The sequence below is a fragment of the Vibrio sp. 1-1(7) genome, from assembly GCF_013048485.1.
Taxonomy (GTDB): Bacteria; Pseudomonadota; Gammaproteobacteria; order Enterobacterales; family Vibrionaceae; genus Vibrio; species Vibrio fujianensis.
In genome coordinates, this window is record NZ_VHSP01000002.1 from 590772 (window position 1) to 613632 (window position 22861).

18 protein-coding genes are annotated in these 22861 nt (G+C 43.1%); 8 read left to right on the top strand and 10 right to left on the bottom strand.

From position 1 onward, the window contains the following. Positions 1-2: 2 nt before the first annotated feature. The 4 genes from FKN05_RS10595 to FKN05_RS10610 form a co-directional block, all read right to left on the bottom strand. The gene (locus FKN05_RS10595; RefSeq protein ID WP_099611184.1) at positions 3-1892 is read right to left on the bottom strand and encodes a DUF294 nucleotidyltransferase-like domain-containing protein; all 1890 of its coding nucleotides are present in this window, start codon (positions 1890-1892) and stop codon (positions 3-5) included. 231 nt (positions 1893-2123) lie between these two features. Next, positions 2124-3314: an amino acid aminotransferase gene (locus FKN05_RS10600; protein ID WP_170887467.1), complete on the bottom strand. Its 1191-nt coding sequence runs from the start codon at positions 3312-3314 to the stop codon at positions 2124-2126. Between the two features lie 141 nt (positions 3315-3455). Further along, complete coding sequence (gene asnS / locus FKN05_RS10605) at positions 3456-4856, bottom strand: asparagine--tRNA ligase (protein ID WP_099611186.1); 1401 nt, start codon at positions 4854-4856, stop codon at positions 3456-3458. Positions 4857-5019: 163 nt separating this feature from the next. Further along, on the bottom strand, positions 5020-6627 hold the full coding sequence (locus FKN05_RS10610) for a methyl-accepting chemotaxis protein (protein WP_099611187.1): 1608 nt from the start codon (positions 6625-6627) through the stop codon (positions 5020-5022). 207 nt (positions 6628-6834) lie between these two features. On the opposite strand from FKN05_RS10610, the gene queD reads away from it, so the two are divergent. Beyond that, positions 6835-7194 carry a 6-carboxytetrahydropterin synthase QueD gene (gene queD / locus FKN05_RS10615; protein ID WP_099611188.1) on the top strand — a complete coding sequence of 120 codons (360 nt, stop codon included), beginning with the start codon at positions 6835-6837 and terminating at the stop codon, positions 7192-7194. A gap of 63 nt (positions 7195-7257) precedes the next feature. Here queD and FKN05_RS10620 read toward each other — a convergent pair whose 3' ends face one another. The 4 genes from FKN05_RS10620 to pabB all read right to left on the bottom strand — a co-directional run bounded on the left by FKN05_RS10620 (position 7258) and on the right by pabB (position 12429). Next, positions 7258-8619 carry an L-serine ammonia-lyase gene (locus FKN05_RS10620; protein WP_099611189.1) on the bottom strand — a complete coding sequence of 454 codons (1362 nt, stop codon included), beginning with the start codon at positions 8617-8619 and terminating at the stop codon, positions 7258-7260. Positions 8620-8835: 216 nt separating this feature from the next. Then, a complete protein-coding gene (locus FKN05_RS10625) occupies positions 8836-10089 on the bottom strand; it encodes an aromatic amino acid transport family protein (protein ID WP_161428510.1) in 1254 nt (417 codons plus the stop codon). A 295-nt stretch (positions 10090-10384) separates the two neighbouring features. Continuing rightward, positions 10385-10996 carry a CoA pyrophosphatase gene (locus tag FKN05_RS10630; protein ID WP_170887468.1) on the bottom strand — a complete coding sequence of 204 codons (612 nt, stop codon included), beginning with the start codon at positions 10994-10996 and terminating at the stop codon, positions 10385-10387. A 23-nt stretch (positions 10997-11019) separates the two neighbouring features. Next, positions 11020-12429, bottom strand: coding sequence for an aminodeoxychorismate synthase component 1 (gene pabB, locus FKN05_RS10635; protein ID WP_249339305.1), 1410 nt, complete (start codon positions 12427-12429; stop codon positions 11020-11022). Positions 12430-12666: 237 nt separating this feature from the next. Between pabB and FKN05_RS10640 the strand changes: the two genes are divergently transcribed. The 7 genes from FKN05_RS10640 to FKN05_RS10670 all read left to right on the top strand — a co-directional run bounded on the left by FKN05_RS10640 (position 12667) and on the right by FKN05_RS10670 (position 20093). Further along, positions 12667-14184, top strand: a complete 1518-nt coding sequence (locus FKN05_RS10640; RefSeq protein ID WP_170887469.1) for a fumarate hydratase — start codon at positions 12667-12669, stop codon at positions 14182-14184. A gap of 135 nt (positions 14185-14319) precedes the next feature. Continuing rightward, entirely contained in the window at positions 14320-14505 is a 186-nt protein-coding gene (locus FKN05_RS10645; RefSeq protein WP_099611191.1) for a hypothetical protein, read from the top strand. Between the two features lie 214 nt (positions 14506-14719). Next, positions 14720-16099 carry a YcjX family GTP-binding protein gene (locus FKN05_RS10650; protein ID WP_161427810.1) on the top strand — a complete coding sequence of 460 codons (1380 nt, stop codon included), beginning with the start codon at positions 14720-14722 and terminating at the stop codon, positions 16097-16099. Then, complete coding sequence (locus tag FKN05_RS10655) at positions 16096-17118, top strand: YcjF family protein (protein WP_170887470.1); 1023 nt, start codon at positions 16096-16098, stop codon at positions 17116-17118. Before FKN05_RS10650 ends, FKN05_RS10655 begins: the two co-directional genes overlap by 4 nt. Before the next feature lie 321 nt (positions 17119-17439). Then, the gene (gene tyrR / locus FKN05_RS10660) at positions 17440-18984 is read left to right on the top strand and encodes a transcriptional regulator TyrR (RefSeq protein ID WP_099611194.1); all 1545 of its coding nucleotides are present in this window, start codon (positions 17440-17442) and stop codon (positions 18982-18984) included. Next, a complete protein-coding gene (gene rimJ, locus FKN05_RS10665) occupies positions 18984-19565 on the top strand; it encodes a ribosomal protein S5-alanine N-acetyltransferase (RefSeq protein ID WP_099611195.1) in 582 nt (193 codons plus the stop codon). The genes tyrR and rimJ overlap by 1 nt, the downstream gene beginning before the upstream one ends. A gap of 54 nt (positions 19566-19619) precedes the next feature. Then, a complete protein-coding gene (locus FKN05_RS10670; RefSeq protein ID WP_161427813.1) occupies positions 19620-20093 on the top strand; it encodes a DUF2947 domain-containing protein in 474 nt (157 codons plus the stop codon). A 97-nt stretch (positions 20094-20190) separates the two neighbouring features. On the opposite strand, the gene FKN05_RS10675 is transcribed toward FKN05_RS10670, so the two are convergent. Together FKN05_RS10675 and alr are read right to left on the bottom strand one after the other, a co-directional pair. Next, positions 20191-21057, bottom strand: coding sequence for an EamA family transporter (locus FKN05_RS10675; protein ID WP_099611196.1), 867 nt, complete (start codon positions 21055-21057; stop codon positions 20191-20193). A gap of 437 nt (positions 21058-21494) precedes the next feature. Beyond that, on the bottom strand, positions 21495-22718 hold the full coding sequence (gene alr, locus FKN05_RS10680) for an alanine racemase (protein WP_170887471.1): 1224 nt from the start codon (positions 22716-22718) through the stop codon (positions 21495-21497). Positions 22719-22861: the final 143 nt, after the last annotated feature.

A 22861-nucleotide genomic window follows, 5' to 3' on the forward strand; every position in this document is an offset into this window, starting at 1 on the left:
CCTTACTTAAAGTTACTACTGGCCTGATAGCGATATTTGAGGAAATTTTGGGCATTGCTTAAGATTTGAAAAGCATCTTTTAAATTTCGACGTTCAAATTCAGAAAGATTTTCAGGTTCAATATTGTTATCTGGCTGAATATCATTTTCCACATCTAGGGCTTGGTGGCGAATGCGAACCATCGAAATAAATTCCAGTGCATCTCGCAAATCTAGCCCTCGACCTTTAGGCAAGATCCCTGCATCAATGACATCATCTAACCGCTCAAAAGAGTTCTTTGAGCGAGAACCAACCGCAAGCGCGTGAACACGAATTAAATCTGCTAGTGGTGCGGTTCCGCGGCGTTTTAAGTTGATTGAATTGTTATGGCGACCATCTTTTTCCATTACAAAATTCTTAAAAAAACCAAGTGGAGGCGTGCGATTCAGCGCATTGCGAGCTAAACAGGCGAGAAAGCGGTTATTGCGTCTTGCTCGACGAACAATAAATCCATTGAGTTGTTCTGCCCATTTTAATCGCCCATAAACACCATCTAAATCAAAAAAGATGGATGCATTCAATAGCGCTTTCGGGTTTGGGTTATCAATCCAATCGGCAAAACATGTTTCCCACTGCTGGCGTGTCATTCGCCACATTGGGTTGGTCGCCATAATATCGCCAGTACAATAGCTATAGCCACATTTATCCAAGGTATCACAAACCAAGGTAGCGAGTTTGGCAAAATAGTCGCCGTGTATCGTTTCATCATAGCTGTCATCAAGAATAATCGCATTGTCTTGATCGGTGACGATCAACTGCTCATCACGTCCCATGGAGCCTAATGCTAAAAAGCAGTAGGGGATCGGTGCGGGGCCAAGCTCTTCTTCTGCTAACTCAATGATACGTTGCTTGAAACTCCGTCCAATGGTTGACATTGCGGTGCCGACCATATGAGAATTTGCATCTTCATTGACTAAACGAACAAAAGCGTCTTTCACTTGTTTAGAGAGCTGAGCTAAATCATCGGCGCTATTTTGTTGGAAAATACTACTCACGAGTAATAAGGAATTTTGCGATTCATAGCGGACAATATCGGTAATTTCTATGATGCCGATAGGGTTATTTTCTTTTAGAACCGGAAGGTGATGCACGTTATAGCGTAGCATAGTGAGCATGGCTTCATAGACATAGGCGTTGTGATCGAGTGAAATAACCTCGCTGGTCATGACTTCAGTGACGGGCTGACTATGATCGAGATCGGTCGCAATCACACGTCGGCATAAGTCACGGTCTGTGATGATGCCAACGACTGGGCTACTGTCATCTTCATTATCTTGCATAATATTGGGGTCAATGATCAGTAGCGATGAGACGTTTTCTTCTGACATTTTGACTGCTGCATCTTGAATCGACGCATCGTTATACACAAAAGGTGCTTCACGGGTGAGTAATCGCTTAACCTTGGCGGTGGTTAAATCATTTTGTTCGGCTGTGTTGGAAATGGCTTGACGTAGGCGTGCACTATCTTGGACTTCAACATAATCGGCAAAGGTATCATATTCATCATAAAGTTTCTGAAATATAGCTTCAGGAATACAATAGATCAATGTATCTTCAATTGCCGTCACCGGAAAGCTGACTTTGTTGTTGGTTAATAGCCCCATCTGGCCAAACAAGCCACCTTCGGTGATTCGGTTATACAGTTCGCCTTTGCGTCGATAAATTTCAACAACACCACTTCTTATCATGTATAGATCTTGAATATGATCACCTGCATGAATGATTGGCGTGTCTTGGCGAAAGTAAGCAATTTCTACATGATGAGCAATATCTTGCAAGATATGTTCTGGAAGCTCATTAAAAGGAGGGTATTGGGTGAGGAAGTTTTTTATTTCTAGTAATTCGGCTTCCATGAAGTAACTCCTGTGGTTTCTCAGAGAAAATGTAGGGTTTAATCAACCTTAGCTAAAGTTGAATCAGAAGAAGGCGAGTGTTTTTTCATGTAAAATCCTACCAAAGGATTTTAGTTTATCTCGCTGAATATTCTCAATATTGGTGATGAGGTATTGTACCAAATGTGAGCAATGAAGAGCGAAGAAAAAGAGTTGGGTGTACCCAACTCTTAAGTAAGAGGTTATTAATGCTTATAATACCGCTTTAATACCGTTACACAGTGGTGACATGTTCGATTTCGTCATTCCGGCAACGCTGATACGGCCTGAACCCACGATATAGATAGCAAAGTCTTCTTTTAAACGTTGAACTTGTTCTTTGCTCAATCCAGAAAATGAGAACATGCCATTTTGACGTTCGATGAAACTAAAATCAGCGGCTACCCCGATATTTTTCAATGTCGTCACAAATAACTCGCGCATCTCTTGGATACGTACGCGCATTTCAGCAACTTCTGCTTCCCATTCTGCACGAAGTTCTGGATGGTTGAGAATATAAGTAACGACTGCTGCACCATGTGCTGGCGGGTTGGAGTAAATTGAACGGATAATAGCCTTCACTTGAGAAAATGCCGTTTCTGCCACAGCGGTTGAGTTTGCCACTAAGGTGAATGCACCCACTCGTTCGTTGTATAAGCCAAAGTTTTTCGAGAAAGAACTGGCGACTAAAATCTCTTGGTTATATTGAGCAAAAATACGTAGCCCAGCTGCATCTTCTTCTACACCTTTGGCAAAGCCTTGATAGGCAAAGTCAAATAGTGGTAATAAACCTTTATCGGCAACTAGCTTTGCTAATATTTCCCATTCTTCTAATGTTGGGTCAATACCGGTTGGGTTATGGCAGCATCCATGAAGTAGCACCACGTCACCCGCATTTGCTTGCTCAAGATCTGATACCATCGCAGCAAAGTCTTTATCTTTCGATGCGGCGTTATAATAAGCATATTGAACGGTCTCGAGTCCAGCGGCATTAAACACCCCATGATGGTTAGCCCATGTTGGGTTGCTGATCCAAATTTTTACATCACCTAATTGGCGTTTAATAAACTCACCGGCAACGCGTAGTGCTCCAGTCCCCCCCGGTGCTTGCGCTGTTTTTGCTAACTGATTGTTTACGATAATAGAGGTATCGCCAAACAATAGCTTTTGCACCGCAAGGGCATATTCAGCGGTTCCCTCAATGGTCAAATAAGACTTGGTCTTTTCTGATTCAAGGAGCGCCGCTTCTGCTTTTTTTACGGTTGCAAGAACAGGGGTTTGTCCCGCTTCGTTTTTGTAGATGCCCACACCTAAGTTGATTTTTTCTTTTCGAGCATCGCTTTTAAACTCTTCAGTTAAACCAAGAATAGGGTCCGCCGGGGCCGCCACAACTTTTTCAAACATAATATTCATCCATGTAAAGTTAAAGTGAGAAGATTGTTTTCAGTTCTTTATACCTTTCTGGCTGCATACTGACAACCATAGTCCAATGGAAACTGAAAAAAAACCTTCGCTTAGCGAAGGTTTTTTGATTGTGAAAGCGGTTTAGAAGTTGGCACTGCGTGGTGTACGAGGGAATGGAATCACATCTCTCACGTTACCCATGCCTGTCACATAAGAGACAAGACGCTCAAAACCAAGGCCAAACCCAGCATGAGGTACAGTGCCATAACGGCGTAAATCACGATACCAACCCATATGTTCGGGGTCGATACCCATCTCAATCATACGTGCATCAAGTACATCTAAGCGCTCTTCACGTTGCGAACCACCGATAATTTCACCAATTCCTGGTGCTAATACATCCATTGCGGCCACAGTTTTACCATCTTCATTCATGCGCATATAGAAAGCTTTAATGTCTTTGGGATAGTTTTTCACAATGACAGGTGCTTTAAAGTGTTCTTCGGCCAGATAGCGCTCATGCTCAGAAGAAAGGTCAATACCCCATTCAACGTCAAATTCAAATTTGCGACCAGAATCAAGCAGAATCGAAATGGCATCGGTATAGTCAACTTGTGCAAAGTCTGATTGTACAAATTGCTCTAAACGTGTGATGGCTTCTTTATCAATACGTGAAGCAAAAAATTCAAGATCGTCACGACGTTCGGTTAATACAGCGTTGAACACATACTTCAGCATGTCTTCAGCTAGCTTAGCGACATCGTTTAGGTCAGCAAAAGCAATTTCCGGCTCGACCATCCAAAATTCTGCTAAGTGACGGCTAGTGTTTGAGTTTTCCGCGCGGAAAGTCGGGCCAAAGGTGTATACTTTGCTCAATGCGCAAGCGTAAGCTTCAGCGTTTAACTGACCCGAAACGGTGAGAAAGGTCTCTTTGCCGAAGAAGTCTTCGTTAAAGTCAATATCGCCGTTATCTTTACGGGGCAAGTTGGCTAGGTCGAGAGTAGATACGCGGAACATCTCACCCGCACCTTCAGCATCAGATGCGGTAATTAACGGTGCGGAAACCCAGTAATAACCTTGTTCATGGTAGAAGCGATGAATCGCTTGAGCCAAACAGTTACGAACTCGGGCTACCGCCCCGATGACGTTGGTACGAGGACGTAAGTGGGCGACTTCTCGTAAGTATTCAATAGAATGACGCGTTTTGGCCATTGGATAGGTTTCAGCATCTTCAACCCAACCTACGACATTAACCTGTGTAGCGGCTAATTCAAAGTCTTGGCCGCTGGCTGGAGATTCAACCACTGTACCGGTAATTTCAACAGAACATCCAGTAGTCAGTTTTAAAACTTCATCTTGATAATTATCGAGATTATTCGGAACCACGGCCTGAATCGGGTTGAAACAAGAGCCGTCATATATGGCAAGAAAAGAGATTCCAGCTTTGGAATCGCGACGTGTACGGATCCAGCCGCGAACAGTGACTTCACTGTCTACTGCAAGCTTACCGCTTAATACGTCTTTTACAGGCGCGTAAGTCATGTTTGATATAGTCTCCATTGAGGTAAAAATTCAACCCAATGTTCATTCACAGTCTTTTTACTAAAAAATAGGCTAAACATTGGGTTGGATTAAATTTTACAGATTCAATGGCACATATTACCTGTCAATTTTTCTGCATCAACCATTAATATCATTTCATTGCTCAATTCTTGTTCGAAAGCGTGAATTGGTTGAGCAATAATTCTAACTGCTGCGATAATTGAGCAAGATCCACGCTTATTTCTCGCGTTTGGCTTGCTGATTGAGAGGTATCATTGGCATGTGATGTAATCGTATCTACTTTTCCTTGTACTTCATGACTGACCGCAGTGGTTTGCTGTGTTTGTTCTTGAATACGATTAGCGTGAGTTAATACTTGCTGCATTTCTGTTACGACTTGACCCATTGCTATTGAAAGGGTTTCCACATCATTAGAACGCTGATGCGCGTCGCTACAAACTAAATCGACGGATTGTAAAGATGAGAGACTTTCGTGTTTGAATTCGTCAATAATGTTTTCAATATTACTCGTTGCTTCAGTGGTTCGTGAGGCAAGATGGCGAACCTCATCGGCCACAACGGCAAAGCCTCGTCCTTGTTCACCGGCTCGGGCTGCTTCGATGGCGGCATTCAGCGCGAGTAAGTTAGTTTGATCGGCAATAGCTTGTATCGTATCTAATATGGTTGACACTTGTAGGGTTTGTTGATTTAGATGTGATATTTTTTCTTTGACTGACTCGATGTTGCCTACTAATTGCTTGAGCTGTTCACTGGCGGTATGAGCTTGTTGGGCACTTTGTTGAGCAACATCGGTTGTATGAGTGACCAGAGAAGAGGCATCTAAGGTTGCTGTTTCGACTTCCGTTTGCTTGGTTTGCATCTGTTCAATATTAAGCTGTACGTCAGCGGTTTCTTGCTGCTGATCGTTTGCGGCTTGATCGGTCGTTTTGGCAACGCGAGTCAGTTGTTTGGCACTATGAGCCAGAGAGTGAGAGGTTTGTTGAACTTGCTGCAAACTGTTTGATACGGTTTCCAGCAACGAATTGATTGAGTTTGCAAGCCACCCTAGTTCATCATTGCGTTGATTGGTGAGTCTTTGAGAGAGGTTTTTACTTTCGCTGACTAAGCGCATAAAGCGTGAAGTTTGTTGAATCGGGCTGATGATGATGTTTCGAATTAACGTCAAGGTGAGGAGAAATCCGAGTAACGCGATACTCGCCATGATAGCGACCCCAATCCAAGTCCGGTGCCTGACCATGTTATTTAAATGGTTAAGATTATATTCAAGACGAATGACACCCAAGACTTCGCCTTCTGGTGCAATATGGCAGGCGATACAGTTTGTTCCCCGATAATCAGCGCTCGATTTCATCGGCAACGCCACCACCAGTCCAGTTCCCCAGTCAGCTTGAAAGGGTTCAATAACGGTTTCACCCTTAAGAGCACGTTGATCAATATCATCGACAGGTTGTTGCTCTTCACCTCCTGGACCATAGAATTGATCCACTGATGCTGAGCGTAGGATTCGCACCTGTTCAATACCTTCTTGAGCTAATGCTTTTTGTCGTAGTGTTTCTTTCTGAGCCATTGTGCCAGTAAGCATCATCATGTTGAGACTATCAAAATAGTTACTGGCTTTATCGTGCAGTTGTTCGCTAAGAACTGAATGGATCAGATCGCGTTGCTGTAAGTATTGGTAGAGCGTTGAGCCGGTTAGTACCAGTGCAAAAACTGATAGTAAGGTCAGGAGTAATTTTGTTGTTATTGTCATAAGAATAGTGTTGTTATTAAAATGAGACTGACATTGTGACTATATCGTTAATGGTAAGTATCGCCAATGCGAGGTTCGATGGACTGTGACTCTAGGCGACATCTGATGATTGGATATGTGATGTAGTAAACGTATTCTATATGCTCTTGTCTCACTCCCGTTGATTACGTAGTATTGCGGCTCTTTTTAAAAATCCCGAGTAGTGAGATGAAAACCGAAATTTATAAAGAGTTTATGTTTGAGGCGGCCCACCGTTTACCGTATGTACCTGAAGGGCATAAATGTGGCCGTTTGCATGGGCACTCCTTCTTAGTTCGACTTTATGTGGCGGGAGAGGTTGATCCTCACACTGGGTGGTTAATTGACTTTGCAGAAATCAAAGCGGCATTCAAACCGATTTACCAGCGTCTAGATCACTATTATTTAAATGATATTGACGGGTTAGAGAATCCAACCAGTGAAGTGTTAGCAAAGTGGATTTGGCAACAATTGAAACCCAGCCTGCCTTTACTCAGTAAAGTCGAAATTAAAGAGACTTGCACCGCTGGGTGTGTGTATACCGGGTAGGGCAAAATAAAAAGCCTGATGTCAGAGCATCAGGCTTAGTATACTCAGAGTTTTGTGTCGAAATTAGCAGATGACTTTCACGGCTAACCCACCTTGAGAGGTTTCACGATATTTCGCATTCATGTCTTTTCCGGTTTCAAACATGGTTTCGATCACTTTATCTAAAGAAACTCGCGGTGCGGAAGAGCGACGCATAGCCATACGGGTTGAGTTAATGGCTTTAACTGCCGCGATTCCGTTTCGTTCAATACAAGGCACTTGTACCTGACCTGCGACAGGATCACAGGTTAAGCCTAGGTTGTGTTCCATTGCGATTTCTGCAGCCATACACACCTGTTCTGGACTGCCACCTAATAGTTCGGCTAATCCCGCAGCCGCCATGGAACAGGCGACACCGACTTCGCCCTGACAGCCTACTTCTGCTCCAGAAATTGAGGCATTTTGTTTATAGAGCCCACCAATAGCACCCGAGGTAGCAAAATAGCGGATATAATCTTTTTCTGTGACGGTTTGAATGAACTTATCGTAATAGGCGAGTACTGCCGGAATAATACCACAAGCTCCGTTAGTCGGTGCTGTTACGACACGACCACCCGCGGCATTTTCTTCATTGACGGCAAAGGCATACATATTTACCCAGTCGACTACGGCCATCGGGTCGTTAGTGGTTTTTTCTGAGGTTAATAATTGTTGGCGTAATGCTGCGGCACGGCGTGGTACACGTAAAGGACCCGGTAAAATACCTTCGGTACTCATACCTCGCTCCATACATTCACGCATCGTGCGCCAGATATTGGCAAAATAGCGGCGAACTTCTTCATCCGAATGAATAGCTTTCTCATTGGCCATCACCAAGGTGCTAATAGATAATCCATGCTCTCTACATTGATTGACCAACTGTTCGGCACTGCTAAATGGGTAGGGAACTTGGATCGGCGAGTCAATGGTTTTACCAAAGTTTTCTTCATCGACAATAAAGCCGCCACCGATCGAATAGTAAGTTTTGGTATAAACGACTTGTTCGTCGATCCAAGCATGGATTTGCATGCCATTTTCGTGGAGTGATAAATTGGTTTTATGAAAATTCATTCCGCCGTCACGGGGGAAGGCGACGGTATGACAGTGCATGCCGACTGGAAGGCGTTCGGTTTCTTCAACACGAGCAATGAAGCTGGGAATTGCATCAATATCGACTTTTTCAGGAGTGTTTCCTGCCAAGCCCATAATAATAGCAATATCTGTGTGGTGACCTTTCCCTGTCAGTGATAATGATCCATAAACATCAACGGTAATTTTAGTGATGTCGCGCAATTTTCCCATCGCGCGCAGGTCATCAATAAATTGTTTTCCCGCTTTCATTGGGCCGACCGTGTGTGAGCTTGACGGACCGACACCAATTTTATAGATATCAAATACACTAATCATATTGATTGCCTCAAAATCAGGCCCCCCTTATAAAGGGAGGCCTATTTATCAATTATATTTTATGTTTTAAGCTCATATATCCTTCTTACTTGAAGTCGCTATGCCGATGACGTTTGCTTATCCCAGCCATATCGTTGAACGCTATTCATGGGGCTTTTCTCACTTGCTGCCTACCTGCAACGCCAAGTCACCTAGAAGAATACATTGATGCATAGATTAAAGAGCGCCGTAGATTACAGAACTAATAGCAGCAAAACCACAAATAACTGTAAAAATTTGTACCGGTGCCGATGTCTTATATTTTGCCATTGCAGGAACATTTTTCATGGCAAAAACCGGCAGTATAAACAAAATTGCGGCGATCATTGGAGCGCCCATCGTTTCGATCATGCCTAAAATACTTGGGTTAATAATAGCAATGATCCAAGTTGTGAGAACGATAAAGACTAATGAGATCTTTTCAATTTTGCTAATGGAGAGTTGGCTACGTGATTTGACTAATCCGACTAAACCTTCATGAGCGCCTAAGAAGTGGCCAAAGTAACTCGACGTAATTGCAGCGAAGGCGACAATTGGACCTAGATAAGAAATCAATGGTGATTCATGCACATTAGCAAGATAAGACAATACACTGATGTTTTGTTCTTGCGCCATATGAAGTTGCTCGGGCGTCAGAGACAGTACTACCGAGAAAACAAAAAACATCACGAAGCCCATTAGCATCATAGCTGATCCGGCGGTAATCATATCTGTTTTTGCGACAGCATTATCACCATGCTCAAGACGTTGTACCTTAGTGAATTGGCTAATGATCGGACTATGGTTAAAAGAAAAAACGATGATAGGAATAGCAAGCCACACAATGACCGGCATTGCCGACCAATCTGGTGAGGTTTCCATCATAGAGGTATTCCAGTCTGGAATCAGAAAGAAGGAAAGTGCGAGTAAAATAAAAACCAGCGGATAAACCATGGCCGATGTTGCTTTTAGCATCAGCTCTTTACCAAATACCACTCCTGCAGTCATGGTTGCAATGAGTGCACCAGAGAGTAGCCAACGCGGAATTGAAGCCATACCGATTTGATGGACTAAAAAAGAGTCTACGGTATTGGTAATGCCGACACCATAGATGAGAACAATAGGGTAAATGGCAAAAAAGTAAGCAAAAGTGATAAGGTTAGCGCCAGTTTTACCAAAGTGTTCTTCAACGGTATCTGTAATATCAGAGTCAGGTTTGCTGGCAGAAAGGACGAAACGAGCTAATCCTTTATGGGCAAACCAAGTCATAGGAGCAGCGAGTAGGGCTAAAATAACTAATGGCCAAAATCCACCCGCACCAGCTTTAATTGGTAAAAAAAGGACACCCGCGCCGACGGCAGTGCCAAAAAGTGACAGTGACCATACAAAATCTTTATAGGTCCATTTACCAGAAGATTGTGTGGTCGATAAAACCTTTGTGGTTGTGTTCATGGGTAATTTACTCATTTTGGGAACAGGAAATAAATCGGATGCAATTTTGCGTTTTTTTTTACAATAAAAAATAGATCTAAATCATGTATTACCTGTGTTATTGAATGAGATGTCAAAAACTAACTCACGATCACGAAAAAACTGTGCTACATGTAAAAAATGTTAATGAATTGATTAGATAGATTTATTCGAAGTCGCATTTGACTAAGTTTATCTTATGACGAGCGTTTATTTGTGGCGATGACAAGATAAAAGTAGATAAAAAAGCCATACAATAAAAGCCGATAAATCGCGATTAATGGGGAAGATTAATGTGTTTTTGTAGCGCTTGAATGATTTGAGCGGTCATACCCCATATAAAATGATGTTTATATGGCAGCGCAAATACTCTATGCCAGGTATTTTGTATTTGAAAAGTACCACTATAGAGTTTACGTTGATCAAGTAAGTAACAGGCTGGAATTTCAAAAATTTCATCAACTTCATTAGGATCGATGCGAGCGTTATAACTGGCATCAATCAATCCCACAATAGGCGTGACCACAAAACGGCTGACGGTGACTAAATCGGGTAGTTTACCTAAGATTTCTATGTCACACATTGAGACACCAATTTCTTCTTGAGTTTCACGCTTAGCGGTTTGATAAAGCGATCCATCACTTTCTTCATATTTTCCGCCAGGAAAGCTAACCTGCCCCGGATGATGTTTAAGGTGAGCAGCTCGTTTTGTGAAAATAACATTTAATCCGTGCTTACGTTCAACAAATCCAACCAAGACGGACGCTTTTTGTAATGAATCAGGCGATAAATGAGCGGCACGGTGGAGTGATTGCGCATGATAGTCACTGGGTATGGTTAAAAGAAAACGTTGTAATAGTTGATCTCTAGTCAAGTTAGCGGTGTCCATCGGTTGTCGATTTTTATCCTATTTTACTGTGCAAGAATAGGCAGGATACAACAGAGTTTATCTAACGTTTCCTGATATTCAGCGCCACAGTCACTGTCTGCGACAATTCCGCCCCCAGCCCACGCATACAATTGTTGTTGATGCGCGAGCAAGGTACGAATACTAATGCTGGTATCCATGCGTCCATGACGGCTGATATAGCCAATGGAGCCGCAATAAGCACTACGGCGATGTGGTTCTAACTCCTCAATAATCTGCATCGCTCGAACCTTGGGGGCTCCTGTAATTGAGCCGCCGGGAAAACTGGCGCGTAACAAATCGGTTTGTTGATAATGTGTATCCAACTGAGCGCGAATGGTACTGACTAAATGGTGAACGGCCGGAAAACTTTCGATGGCAAAGAGCTTAGGGACATGAACGCTACCAGGTTTGGCCACACGGCCAATATCATTACGTAGTAGGTCAACGATCATTAAATTTTCGGCTTGATCTTTCTCTGCTTCAGCCAGTTCTATCGCATTCATCCTATCTTGCTGTGGGTTATCACTCCGTGGGCGAGTTCCCTTAATCGGTTTGGTTTCAATCTCACCTTGATCAATGAGTATAAAGCGTTCCGGTGAAACGCTGAGAATCGCGCCTTCTTCTAGCCGTATGAAGGCAGAAAAAGGAGCCTGATTGCTCTGTTCTAATTTTTGGTAAGCGAGCCATTCACTACCTTGGTAACCAGCTTTAAAACGTTGAGCAAGGTTGATTTGATAACAATCACCCGATCGTAAATAGTGTTGTACTTGGGCGAATTTTTGCTGGTAGTGTTCTGCGGACATGTTTGAATGCCAAGCCGTAGTCAGTTGAAATGGCCGTGATTGTGATTGTGATTGTGATTGTGATTGTGATTGTGATTGTGATTGTAGCCAAGTTTGTGCTTTGGTCAGGTTAAGACCCACCCAGTAAGCCATTTTTTGCTGATGATCGATGACGATTGCCCACTCATACAGGCCAATCGCCATGTCTGGCATCGATAAGTCATGGATTGCACGGGAGGGTAATGGTTCAATTTGTCGCCCTAGATCATAACTAAAGTAGCCTAGCGCTCCCCCGATAAAGGGCAGATCAAGCTGGTTATCAACATGAGGCAAATAGGTGGCTTGCAGTTGTGCTATAAGCTCAAAAGGGTCTTTGAGTGACGTTGTCACTCTTTGTGGTTCACAGATTTCGGTCTTATCGGCAAAGGTTGTTAAAGTCACAATCGGGTTAGCCACCACAATATCAAACCGGCTATCTGTATGCTGTTTTGATGGTGAGCGTAACAGCATGGCCCACGGTAGATGCTCAATCTGAGAAAAAAGCTGATGGGCGAGGTTTTTTTGATAGTTGATGGATTGAATCTGTATTGATTTTTCTTCTTCTGCGTTCATTTGTGTAATTTGTGACAAAGGGAGGCTTCGCTGCATAGCGTGTTGAGGAAAGCAAGAGTATCATATAAAAGCGTAACCTCAAGCAGTTGACCGCATAGGTTTTTTCTCTTGAGGTTAGGCATCAATATAAAACGCTAAAAGCTGCTATTTGATCAATGTGTTTAATTCAGTCGTTTTTCGCCTTTGGCATTACTGACGTTCAGACACATTCTCAAAGCGTCGGCCCATGGAAGCATAATGATAACGAGGCATGCAATGACGGTTATACGCAAGCAAGATGTGATCAGCAGTGTTGCTGATGCTCTTCAATACATTTCTTATTACCATCCCCTTGATTTTATTCAAGCATTAGAACAAGCCTACCATCGCGAAGAGAGCCAAGCGGCAAAAGATGCGATTGCCCAAATTTTGATTAACTCACGCATGTCAGCAGAAGGACACCGCCCTATCTGTCAGGATACTGGCATTGTTACTTGTTTTGTCAATATTGGCATGGACGTTCAGTGGGACGCGACCGATATGACAGTGCAACAAATGATCGATGAAGGCGTTCGTCAGGCTTATACTAATCCAGAAAATCCACTACGAGCATCGGTATTGATGGATCCTGCGGGTAAGCGAATCAATACCAAAGATAATACACCAGCCGTTGTACACATTAATATGGTGCCGGGTAACAAGGTTGATATTCAAATCGCCGCGAAAGGTGGCGGTAGTGAAAATAAAACGAAAATGGCAATGCTAAACCCGTCGGATGATATTGCTGAATGGGTAGAAAAAACATTACCTGCCATGGGGGCGGGTTGGTGCCCTCCCGGAATGTTAGGGATTGGTATTGGAGGAACGGCAGAAAAAGCAGCCGTTTTAGCCAAAGAATCTTTGATGGAACACATTGATATCCAAGAGTTAATTAAGCGTGGCCCACAAAATGCTGAAGAAGAGCTTCGGTTAGACATCTTTAACCGAGTAAATAAGCTGGGCATTGGTGCACAAGGGCTAGGTGGTTTAACAACCGTTGTTGATGTAAAAATTAAAACCGCGCCAACTCATGCGGCTTCAAAACCCGTTTGCTTGATCCCTAACTGTGCGGCGACTCGCCATGTACACTTTACGCTAGATGGCTCAGGCCCGGCAGAATTAACCCCTCCTAAGTTAGAAGATTGGCCAGAAATTACTTGGGAAGCGGGGGAAAATACCCGTCGAGTGAACTTGGATACTGTCACACAACAAGAGATCGAAACATGGAGAACGGGAGAAACCGTGCTGCTGTCAGGTAAAATTCTTACTGGCCGGGATGCGGCTCATAAGCGCATTCAAACCATGTTGCAAAATGGCGAGAGCTTACCAGAAGGGGTCGATCTAAAAGGGAAATTTATCTACTACGTAGGCCCGGTTGATGCCGTCGGTGATGAAGTTGTTGGACCCGCAGGCCCGACAACCTCGACTCGAATGGATAAGTTTACCGACATGATGTTAGAAGATGTCGGTGTGATGGGCATGATTGGTAAAGCAGAGCGTGGGCCTGCAACGGTTGAGTCTATTAAGAAAAATAAAGCCGTATATCTGATGGCGGTAGGTGGGGCTGCTTACTTAGTAGCGAAAGCCATTAAGAAGGCCCGTGTCGTTGCGTTTGAAGATTTGGGTATGGAAGCAATCTATGAATTTGAAGTTGAAGACATGCCTGTCACTGTGGCCGTCGATTCAACAGGAGCAAATGCACATCAGATTGGCCCAGATACTTGGCGAGTCAAAATTGCGCAAACGGCTCAGTAATGTTTAGTTACTTTTAAAGCGTAAGAACAACAAAAGGTGTAGCAATAGCTGCACCTTTTGTGTACTAAGGCCTGTTGAGTATATACTAGGGGCTGTTAACCCTAAAACAACTCATTGAATTTTCAGGAGAAGAACATGCCGCGATTTATCCGTTTTTTGCAAATGTTGATAGCGATTATCATTGGCGTTTTTCTAATGTATGACCTCATTCTTCACGGAGTTGGTCTGTTTGATAATAAATACGTCATTATTTCTAGTGTGCTATTTGTTTTATTACAGGTGAGCTTGTTTGTGATTTATAAATTAATTGAAGACGATTAATTTTGTTGGTGACAGTTTCATCGTTTTTATCTCGTAGTAACCGTTTTCGAGTATTCAACGTTTTCGAGCGATTGTTACCCGCAATATCGCTCTTGTTGGGCTTAAGGTGCGGTAGTTTTTTTACTAAGTTTACTTATCTTTGTTTAGTTATCTTTTTATCGTCTCTAATGATCGTTTCTAACAAGCAAATATCGGAACAAGGTGGGAGTTATTCATGAAGCACATTGCTCAAGAAGTCAGTGATCTGATCCATCGAGGATTGGATTCCCATGTGCGCTTGGCCGTAACGGGGCTGTCTCGAGCGGGTAAAACGGCATTTATTAGTTCGTTAGTTAACCAATTACTGCACATTTCTACCCATGAGCAACTACCTCTATTTTCAGCGGTGAGAGACAAACGTATTATTGGTGCTAAGCGTGTACCACAAAGTAACTTAATGGTTCCTCGTTTTAGTTATGATGAGGCGATGGAACAACTTCAGCAATCCCCTGCGAGGTGGCCGGTTCCGACGCGTGATGTCAGTGAAATACGCTTAGCGATTAAATATCGTTCAGAAAAACGCAGCAAGCGATTATTAAGCGGTACTAGTACCCTCTATCTTGATATTGTGGATTATCCGGGGGAATGGTTACTGGACTTGCCGTTATTAGATATGGATTTTATAACATGGTCTAAGCTGCAAATGAATGCGCTGCACGGCATTCGAGCAGAATTAGCCAAACCATGGTTGCGTGAACTTGAGGCATTGGATCTGAATCAGGAAGCGGATGAAAAAACGCTAGCGCATATTGCTTCGTTATATACCGATTACCTCCATCAATGTAAGCTGCAAGGGTTACATTGGGTTCAGCCGGGGCGTTTTGTCTTACCGGGAGAGTTAGCTGGAGCTCCTGTTTTGCAATTTTTTCCCTGTCAGATCACTGAAGAGGAAGAGATACCGGTTAAAAATTCCATGTTAGAATTGCTTAATATCCGCTACCAAGAGTATAAAAATAAAGTTGTTAAGGCATTTTATAAGCATCATTTCTCTACTTTTGACCGACAAATTGTGTTGGTAGATTGCTTATCACCGTTGAATGCTGGGTATGAATCTTTTATGGATATGCGTGGAGCGATCGAGCAAATAATGCACAGCTTTCGTTATGGTCGAAACGGACTGCTTCATCGTTTATTTGCGCCTAAAATTGATAAAATTCTGTTTGCGGCTACTAAGGCAGATCATGTTACGCCAGATCAACATCCCAACATGGTTTCACTATTGCAACAAATGATTCATCCGGCATGGCAGTATGCTGCGTATGAAAATATCACTATGAGCTGTATCAGTCTGGCTTCAATTAGAGCGACTTGTTCCGGCTATATTGAAACAAATCAGATAAAATCAGCGGCGATTCAAGGTACCAATTTGGCGGGAGAAAGTATCACACTTTTCCCCGGTGAAGTGCCTAAAAAATTACCTCAACCGAATTATTGGCATCAACATCAGTTTGATTTTGTTGATTTTCGTCCCATGTCGACAGATGCCGATCAACCTTGCCAGCATATCCGGATGGATAAAGCATTAGAAATTTTGTTAGGAGACAAGCTGAAATGAGTGATTTAAAAAGTAAGCAGGTCTTTCAACAGTCCCTTAAACAGGATGAAATGACAGAAACACTAACCCGTAAAATTGCTTTTGCCGAGCAAGAGCGGTTTATACCTGAAGTGATGGTTGAAGAAGAAGGGGAGGTAGAAGTTAAACTTGAACAACTCATTCGCCCTTCTCACAGAAGAAAAAGGGTGATCGTTAGCTTGTTTATTTTATTTTCGGGTTTAATTGGCTGGCAAGCCATCGATTCTATCTGGTCATCGTTTCAAGCTGCTAACTGGCTTAATTTAGCATGGAGTGGTTTTTTAACTGGGTTAGCAGGATTCGGCATAACTAGTATTGCGAAAGAACTTTGGAAACTACGTAAACTTCGTCAGCATTTTTCTGTGCAAGAACAGGCTGAAAATCTTATTTTGCAAGATGCTGTTGGTCAAGGGGGCCCATTTTGTGAAATGTTAGCTCAGCATGCACAGATCAATCAGCAGAGTGTGGCTTATCAGCGCTGGCAAACTAGCGTCAATAGCAGCCATAGTGATGCGGATATTATTCAGCTTTACGATGCAATGGTGATCAGTGAGCAAGATAAAAAAGCTACTCAGATTGTTTCACGCCATGCAAGCGAGGCGGCTGTATTTGTTGCCGTCAGTCCATTGGCGTTAATTGATATGTTGTTTGTTGCTTGGCGTAACTTGACCATGATAGAGCAACTCGCGAGTGTGTATGGCATTGAGCTTGGTTACTGGTCGCGCTTACAGCTATTTAAAACCGTATTGATTAATATGGCGTTAGCCGGAGCCAGTGAAATGGCAATTGATAGCAGCATGGATATGTTATCCATGGATTTAACTAAAAAAATATCGGCGCGAATTGGACAAGGGATTGGGGTTGGGTTATTGACGGCTCGATTAGGGTTAAAAGCCATGGCTTTGCTTCGTCCTTTGCCTTGGCAACCAGAGCGGGCGGTAAAATTGCGTGAAATTCGCCAACAAATTATGGCAAAGATAACGAAGTTAGTAACTAAATAGCCAGTATCCCCTTCCTACTGGAAGCTGCAGGGGGTGTTGGCTACGTTCGTTCACCCCAATCACATAGCCTAACTATGCTCATGGAGATGATGAGAGCCATCTGTGGCTCTCACCAAAGGCCAGCCTACGGCTGTTCAAATTTGTTCCAGATAAATTTGTCACTCACTTGCTGCCTACCAGCAACGCCAAGTTGTTTGGGTATCGTCGATTTTTCAGATCGGCTTCTCTGATAATTTTACTGAGAATTACTTGACCCTTTTTATGCCTTGATAGACACTAGTGTCAACTTTTCGTGACACTTTCTGACTAGGATACAATTCAGTGCGCCTTGAAGTCATTTGTGAAGACAGACTTGGGTTAACCCGAGAGCTGCTTGATATTCTCGCCTCTAAAAACATCGATCTTCGAGGGATCGAAATCGATGTGGTTGGCATTATTTACCTGAACTGCCCGGATATTGATTTTGATACTTTTAGTGAGCTTATGGCCGAAATTCGCCGTATTGCAGGGGTAAAAGATGTCCGTAAAATCCAGTTTATGCCGATGGAGAGACATAATACGGAATTGATATCATTGCTTAATAACCTCCCTGATGCGGTATTAGCTATCGATTTAAAAGGCGCTATTGATATGGCGAATCAAAGTGCTTTAACTCTATTTAATAAAAAACGTCATGAAATGATTGGCCGACCAATCACCCAATTACTGCCTGCCTTCAACTTTTCGCGCTGGGTCGAAGGTAGCAAAGCTCGCATACGAGAAGAGCTAGTCATTGACGGTCTAGACTACCGGATGGAGTTAATGCCAGTTTATATTCGTGATGAATCCGCGCAATCGACATTGGCTAGCGGCATGATGATCTTACGTGCTCAGCTCGCTTCATTGCAACAAGATATGAGCATTTCTGAGCATAATAACTTAGGTTTTGAACACTTTGTAGGGGTGTCGAATCGTCATAAATCACTGATAAATCATGCGAAAAAATTAGCCATGTTGGATCAGCCGCTTCTCATCGAAGGGGAAACAGGAACTGGGAAAGAGATGCTAGCCCGGGCTTGTCATCACCGTTCACATCGTTCTAATTTGCCTTTCTTAGTGTTGAGTTGTGCTTCTATGCCAGATGATGCTGCTGAAACAGAACTTTTTGGGCATGCCCCCGGTTCATTCAACCATCAACAGGGGCACAAAGGTATTTTTGAACAAGCCAACGGTGGAACTGTATTTCTTGATGAAATTGGTGAAATGAGCCCACATCTGCAGATTAAACTACTGCGTTTTTTACAAGATGGCACGTTTCGTCGGGTTGGTGAAGAGCATGAAATGCATGTTGATGTTCGCGTTATTGCGTCGACTCGTCACCATCTTGCGACGCTTGCCGAATCGGGACAATTCCGAGAAGACCTATTTTATCGCTTAAACGTGCTGAGCGTGCGGATTCCTCCGTTGCGTGAGCGGCCGAGTGACATCCAGCCATTATTAGAGCTGTTTATTGCCAAACATACGCAAAAATTAGCAATGGCTAAACCTCAATTGGCTGAAGATCTTTTAGAGCAACTGATCCATTATCCTTGGCCGGGGAATATGCGTCAATTGGATAATATGGTGTTACGTGCTTTGACCGAAATGCCCGATAACCTTTTACGGGTTGACTATTTTCATCTCCCCCCATGGGAAGCGAATGCAACTGGCCTAGCTAGTGTCAACCTAGACGGTTCACTTGATGAAATCATGAAAGAGTATGAAGCACAAATACTGGACAAGCTATACCAATCTTTTCCTTCTAGCCGGAAATTAGCTAAACGGCTAAATGTCTCTCATACCTCAATTGCTAATAAATTACGTGATTATGGGATAAGGAAACGTTGATGAATGTGCCATTTTATTCTGTTTATCAAACGGATGGTGAAATTGTTGTAAGAACCGCAAGACGAGAAGATGCATTGATGATCGTGCAATATTTTACCGTCAACCGTGAGTACCTCAAACCATGGGAACCCAAACGAGACGATGCGTTTTTTCAGGTCAGTGGATGGCAGAAAAAGCTGATGAAGTTGGATGAATTACATAAGCTTGCGTTGGGTTATTATTTACTGATTATGGATGCCAAAAATCAAACCATGCTGGGGACCATTTCATTTAGTAATTTAACCCGTTTCCCTTTTTATGCCTGTCATGTTGGGTACTCATTAGCTGAAGATGTTCAGGGGCGTTACATCATGACTCGAGCATTGGCGATGGCATGCCAATATTTGTTTGAAGAACAACATATGCACCGAATTATGGCGGCCTATATGCCACATAATGTTCGTAGTGCCGCTGTTTTGGAGCGACTCGGGTTTGTTCGTGAAGGCGTGGCGAAAGATTACCTGTTGATTGATGGACAATGGCAAGATCATGTACTCACTTCATTAGTTAATACGCATTGGACATCCAATTTAGCAAAATAACTCTTTATTTACTCTCCGATCAATGTTGATTGGACCAACGTCTAAGGACATTTCATGTCGTATTTGCCTTTGGAACAATACCCAAGAAAATGGATTTTTACTCATCAGTCAATGCCGATACCTGCGGAAGACTTAGCTCAGATCAAGCCAATGACTGCCACGCGTTCGGCCCAGTTTTGGCAAGAAAATATCAGTGCGCAAAGCCCTGATGCTGATCGGTTTAGCTCTCAAGATTGGCCAAGTAAACCGGGCCATTGGATAGAGCAAGTCGATTGGATCAGTGAATGGGAAAGTGATGAAGACTCACTGCCACAAGCAATTTTAACGTATATAAATTGGCAAGATGATGTCACCGTCTACTTTTGTTATGAGAAATATAATGTCATTGAAACGAAGTGGTCATTGTTTAAACGGCATTGGAAAAACTTTCTTTTTTACGATGATGGACCAATATTACTGGGGCGTCGTCGTACGGAAGCACTTTGGTTTCACACCGATGGTACCGCAAAACTTGGCCAGAGAGCGTAAATAACTCGGGCCAATAAAATGGCTGCATTGTCAATTCTCATTACGGCAAGACTCATCACGGGTATTTATTGCATGACTTAAGGCGCAAGTCTGCGCCTTAAGTGCTGTGCTTTTTCCGCTGAGCGCTTAATGTACTTCCCATAGAGGCGCTAATGATCAAGCTAATGGCTAACCATTGTGATAGAGCTAGCTGTTCATGAAGAATAAGGAACCCAGCCATAGCTGCAATGGCTGGCTCTAAACTCATCATGACACTAAAATGTTGGGTAGAAAGTCGTTTTAACGCTAGCATCTCTAGGCTGTATGGGAGTGCACTAGAGAGTAGGGCAATGGTTAATGCCATGGGTAAAATGGACCACGTAAAAATACTCGATTCTGCCGTCATGACCCCAATCGGGAAGATAATCACCGCTGCGACGGTCATGCCAATGGCGACGGTCATACCGCCTGATCCAACTCGCCCCGCCCGTTGACCAAACCAAATGTACCCAGCCCAACAGCAGCCCGCACTAAGTGCGAGTAAAACACCAATAGGATCTAACGCGTCTGAACTGGTCATGTCTGGTAAAAGTAGTAACATGCCACAAATCGCAAATGCAACCCAAACGATATCCAGTTTACGTTTTGAAGAAAAGAGCGCGAGCAGTAAGGGGCCAGAAAATTCCAGTGCCACCCCAATGCCGAGAGGAATACGCTCAATCGCAAAATAGAATAAAATCTGCATTCCTCCTAAGCTCGCACCATAAATGATCATGGATCGCCATTGTGAGAGGCTCAGTGAAACTCGCCAAGGACGAAAAACAGTAAGCAGGATCAGTGCAGCAAGGCTAATTCTAAGAGCAACTGTGCCTCCCGGACCAACAATTGGAAAAAGTTGTTTCGCGAGCGATGAGCCAGATTGAATAGCCATCATAGCGATAAGGAGATAACCCACCGCGATGAGTATTGGATATTTTTGAGTCATAAGTCTCTTTGATTTGAAATTATTGTGTCATAAACAAGGGATAACCGTATCGAGATATTATTCCTTTAATTGACAACGGTTCGAATGGATGATCTTAATTTTTATCTTATTTTATCGAATCACTTCTACAATTAGGGAAAAAATAAGACGATGATCTATTCTGCATGAATTTAAATAAATCGCAATGTAATGACCCGGTTGTTTTTAAGTTAAAAATAAAAAACCTAGCTAAAAACAAGTTGTTTATTTAGCTAGGTTCGATTAAGCACGATACGGTTACCTGCCTTAACCGACTGGCCTGGCTAACCTTTGATGAGAGCCACGGATGGCTCTCATCATCCCCATGGCATAGACAGGGGTCATGTGATTGGGGTGAACGAACATAGTCACCCCCCCTGCAGCTTCAAGTAGGAAGGGAGGGTATAGCAAGTATCGACTTACTTGACATAAAGTCTTGGATTCGACGTGCCCCAAAGTGTGTATAGTTCAGGAAAAATCACATCACTATTCTTTTCCATTTGATCTGCTGTGATCCGTTTTTTCCCTTGTGCGCCGAATAAAACAACTTCTTGCCCGGGTAGAACACCTTTGATCTCTGACACATCAATCATCGTTGTATTCATTGAAGTCACGCCAACAACATTTGCCCACTGCCCATTGACTAATACTTGCGATTGGTTACCCATTTTTCGAGGATAACCGTCGGAATAACCGACAGGAAGGTTTGCTAATATCCGCTCACTTTGAGTGGTATGAGTACTATCATAACCGACGGTTGTACCGGCAGGGACATGGTGAAGAGAGGCGATGCGTGTTTTAAATGAGATAATTGATGGATATTCTGGATTGGTCGGTAAATCCCCATAGAGTACGCCACCGGGACGAACCATATCGAGTTGTGCTTCAGGAACATTGAGTGCGGTGTATGAATTGGCCACATGAAATGCAACCTGCTCACGAGTTAATGGGCTTTGTTCAACTAACCAATTCGCATGTTGATTAAAGCGCGTCAATTTTTGTTTAATTTCATCAGCGTGATAGTTAGGAAAGTGCGTCATTATACCAACAATTGTTAGTCCTTTTGCATTGACAATCTCCCGAGCTTCTTTCCGGCCTATATCATTGCTCATGTCGATCCCATTACGCCCCATTCCTCCATCATTTAAAGCAAGGTGAACCTTGATTGGAGAAGATAATTGTTGACCTAACGTTGCGATGGCATCGGCTTGAGATTTTGTTCCAATTAGCTCTTCAACATTGAGGTCTGCGACGGCTTTGATTTCATCTAAAGTCGCCGAGCGAACGCGCATTAATTGCCCAGTAAAACCACTTTCACGCACAGCACGAGCTTCGGCATTACTGGTGATTGCGACACAAGGGATCTCTTGTTCGATAATGGTAGGTATTAAACCGCGAATCCCGTTTCCATATGCATCTGCTTTCATTACGGCGCAAATTTTACTGCTGGGCTTAATATGCGACTTAAATTGCTCAATATTTGCTTTAAATTGACTGAGGTTAATTTCCAACCAAGCATTGGATTGAGCAATTTCAGCTTTAGAAGGTAAAGATTCGGCTAACGCGAGTGGTGCTGAATGCCCGATAACTGGAGTAAAAGAAGTAGCGATAGCAAGTGAAAGCAATGTGGCTTTAAAACGCATAGAGTCTCCTAGCGATGATTAATGGTGATAGATGACTTCGGGGTGTCGTAAATGATAGCTTGTTTTTTTATGCTCACGCAAATTTAATGCTGTCCTTTATCTATTTTTAAATACAATCGCCTAAATATGGTTTTTATTTAGGC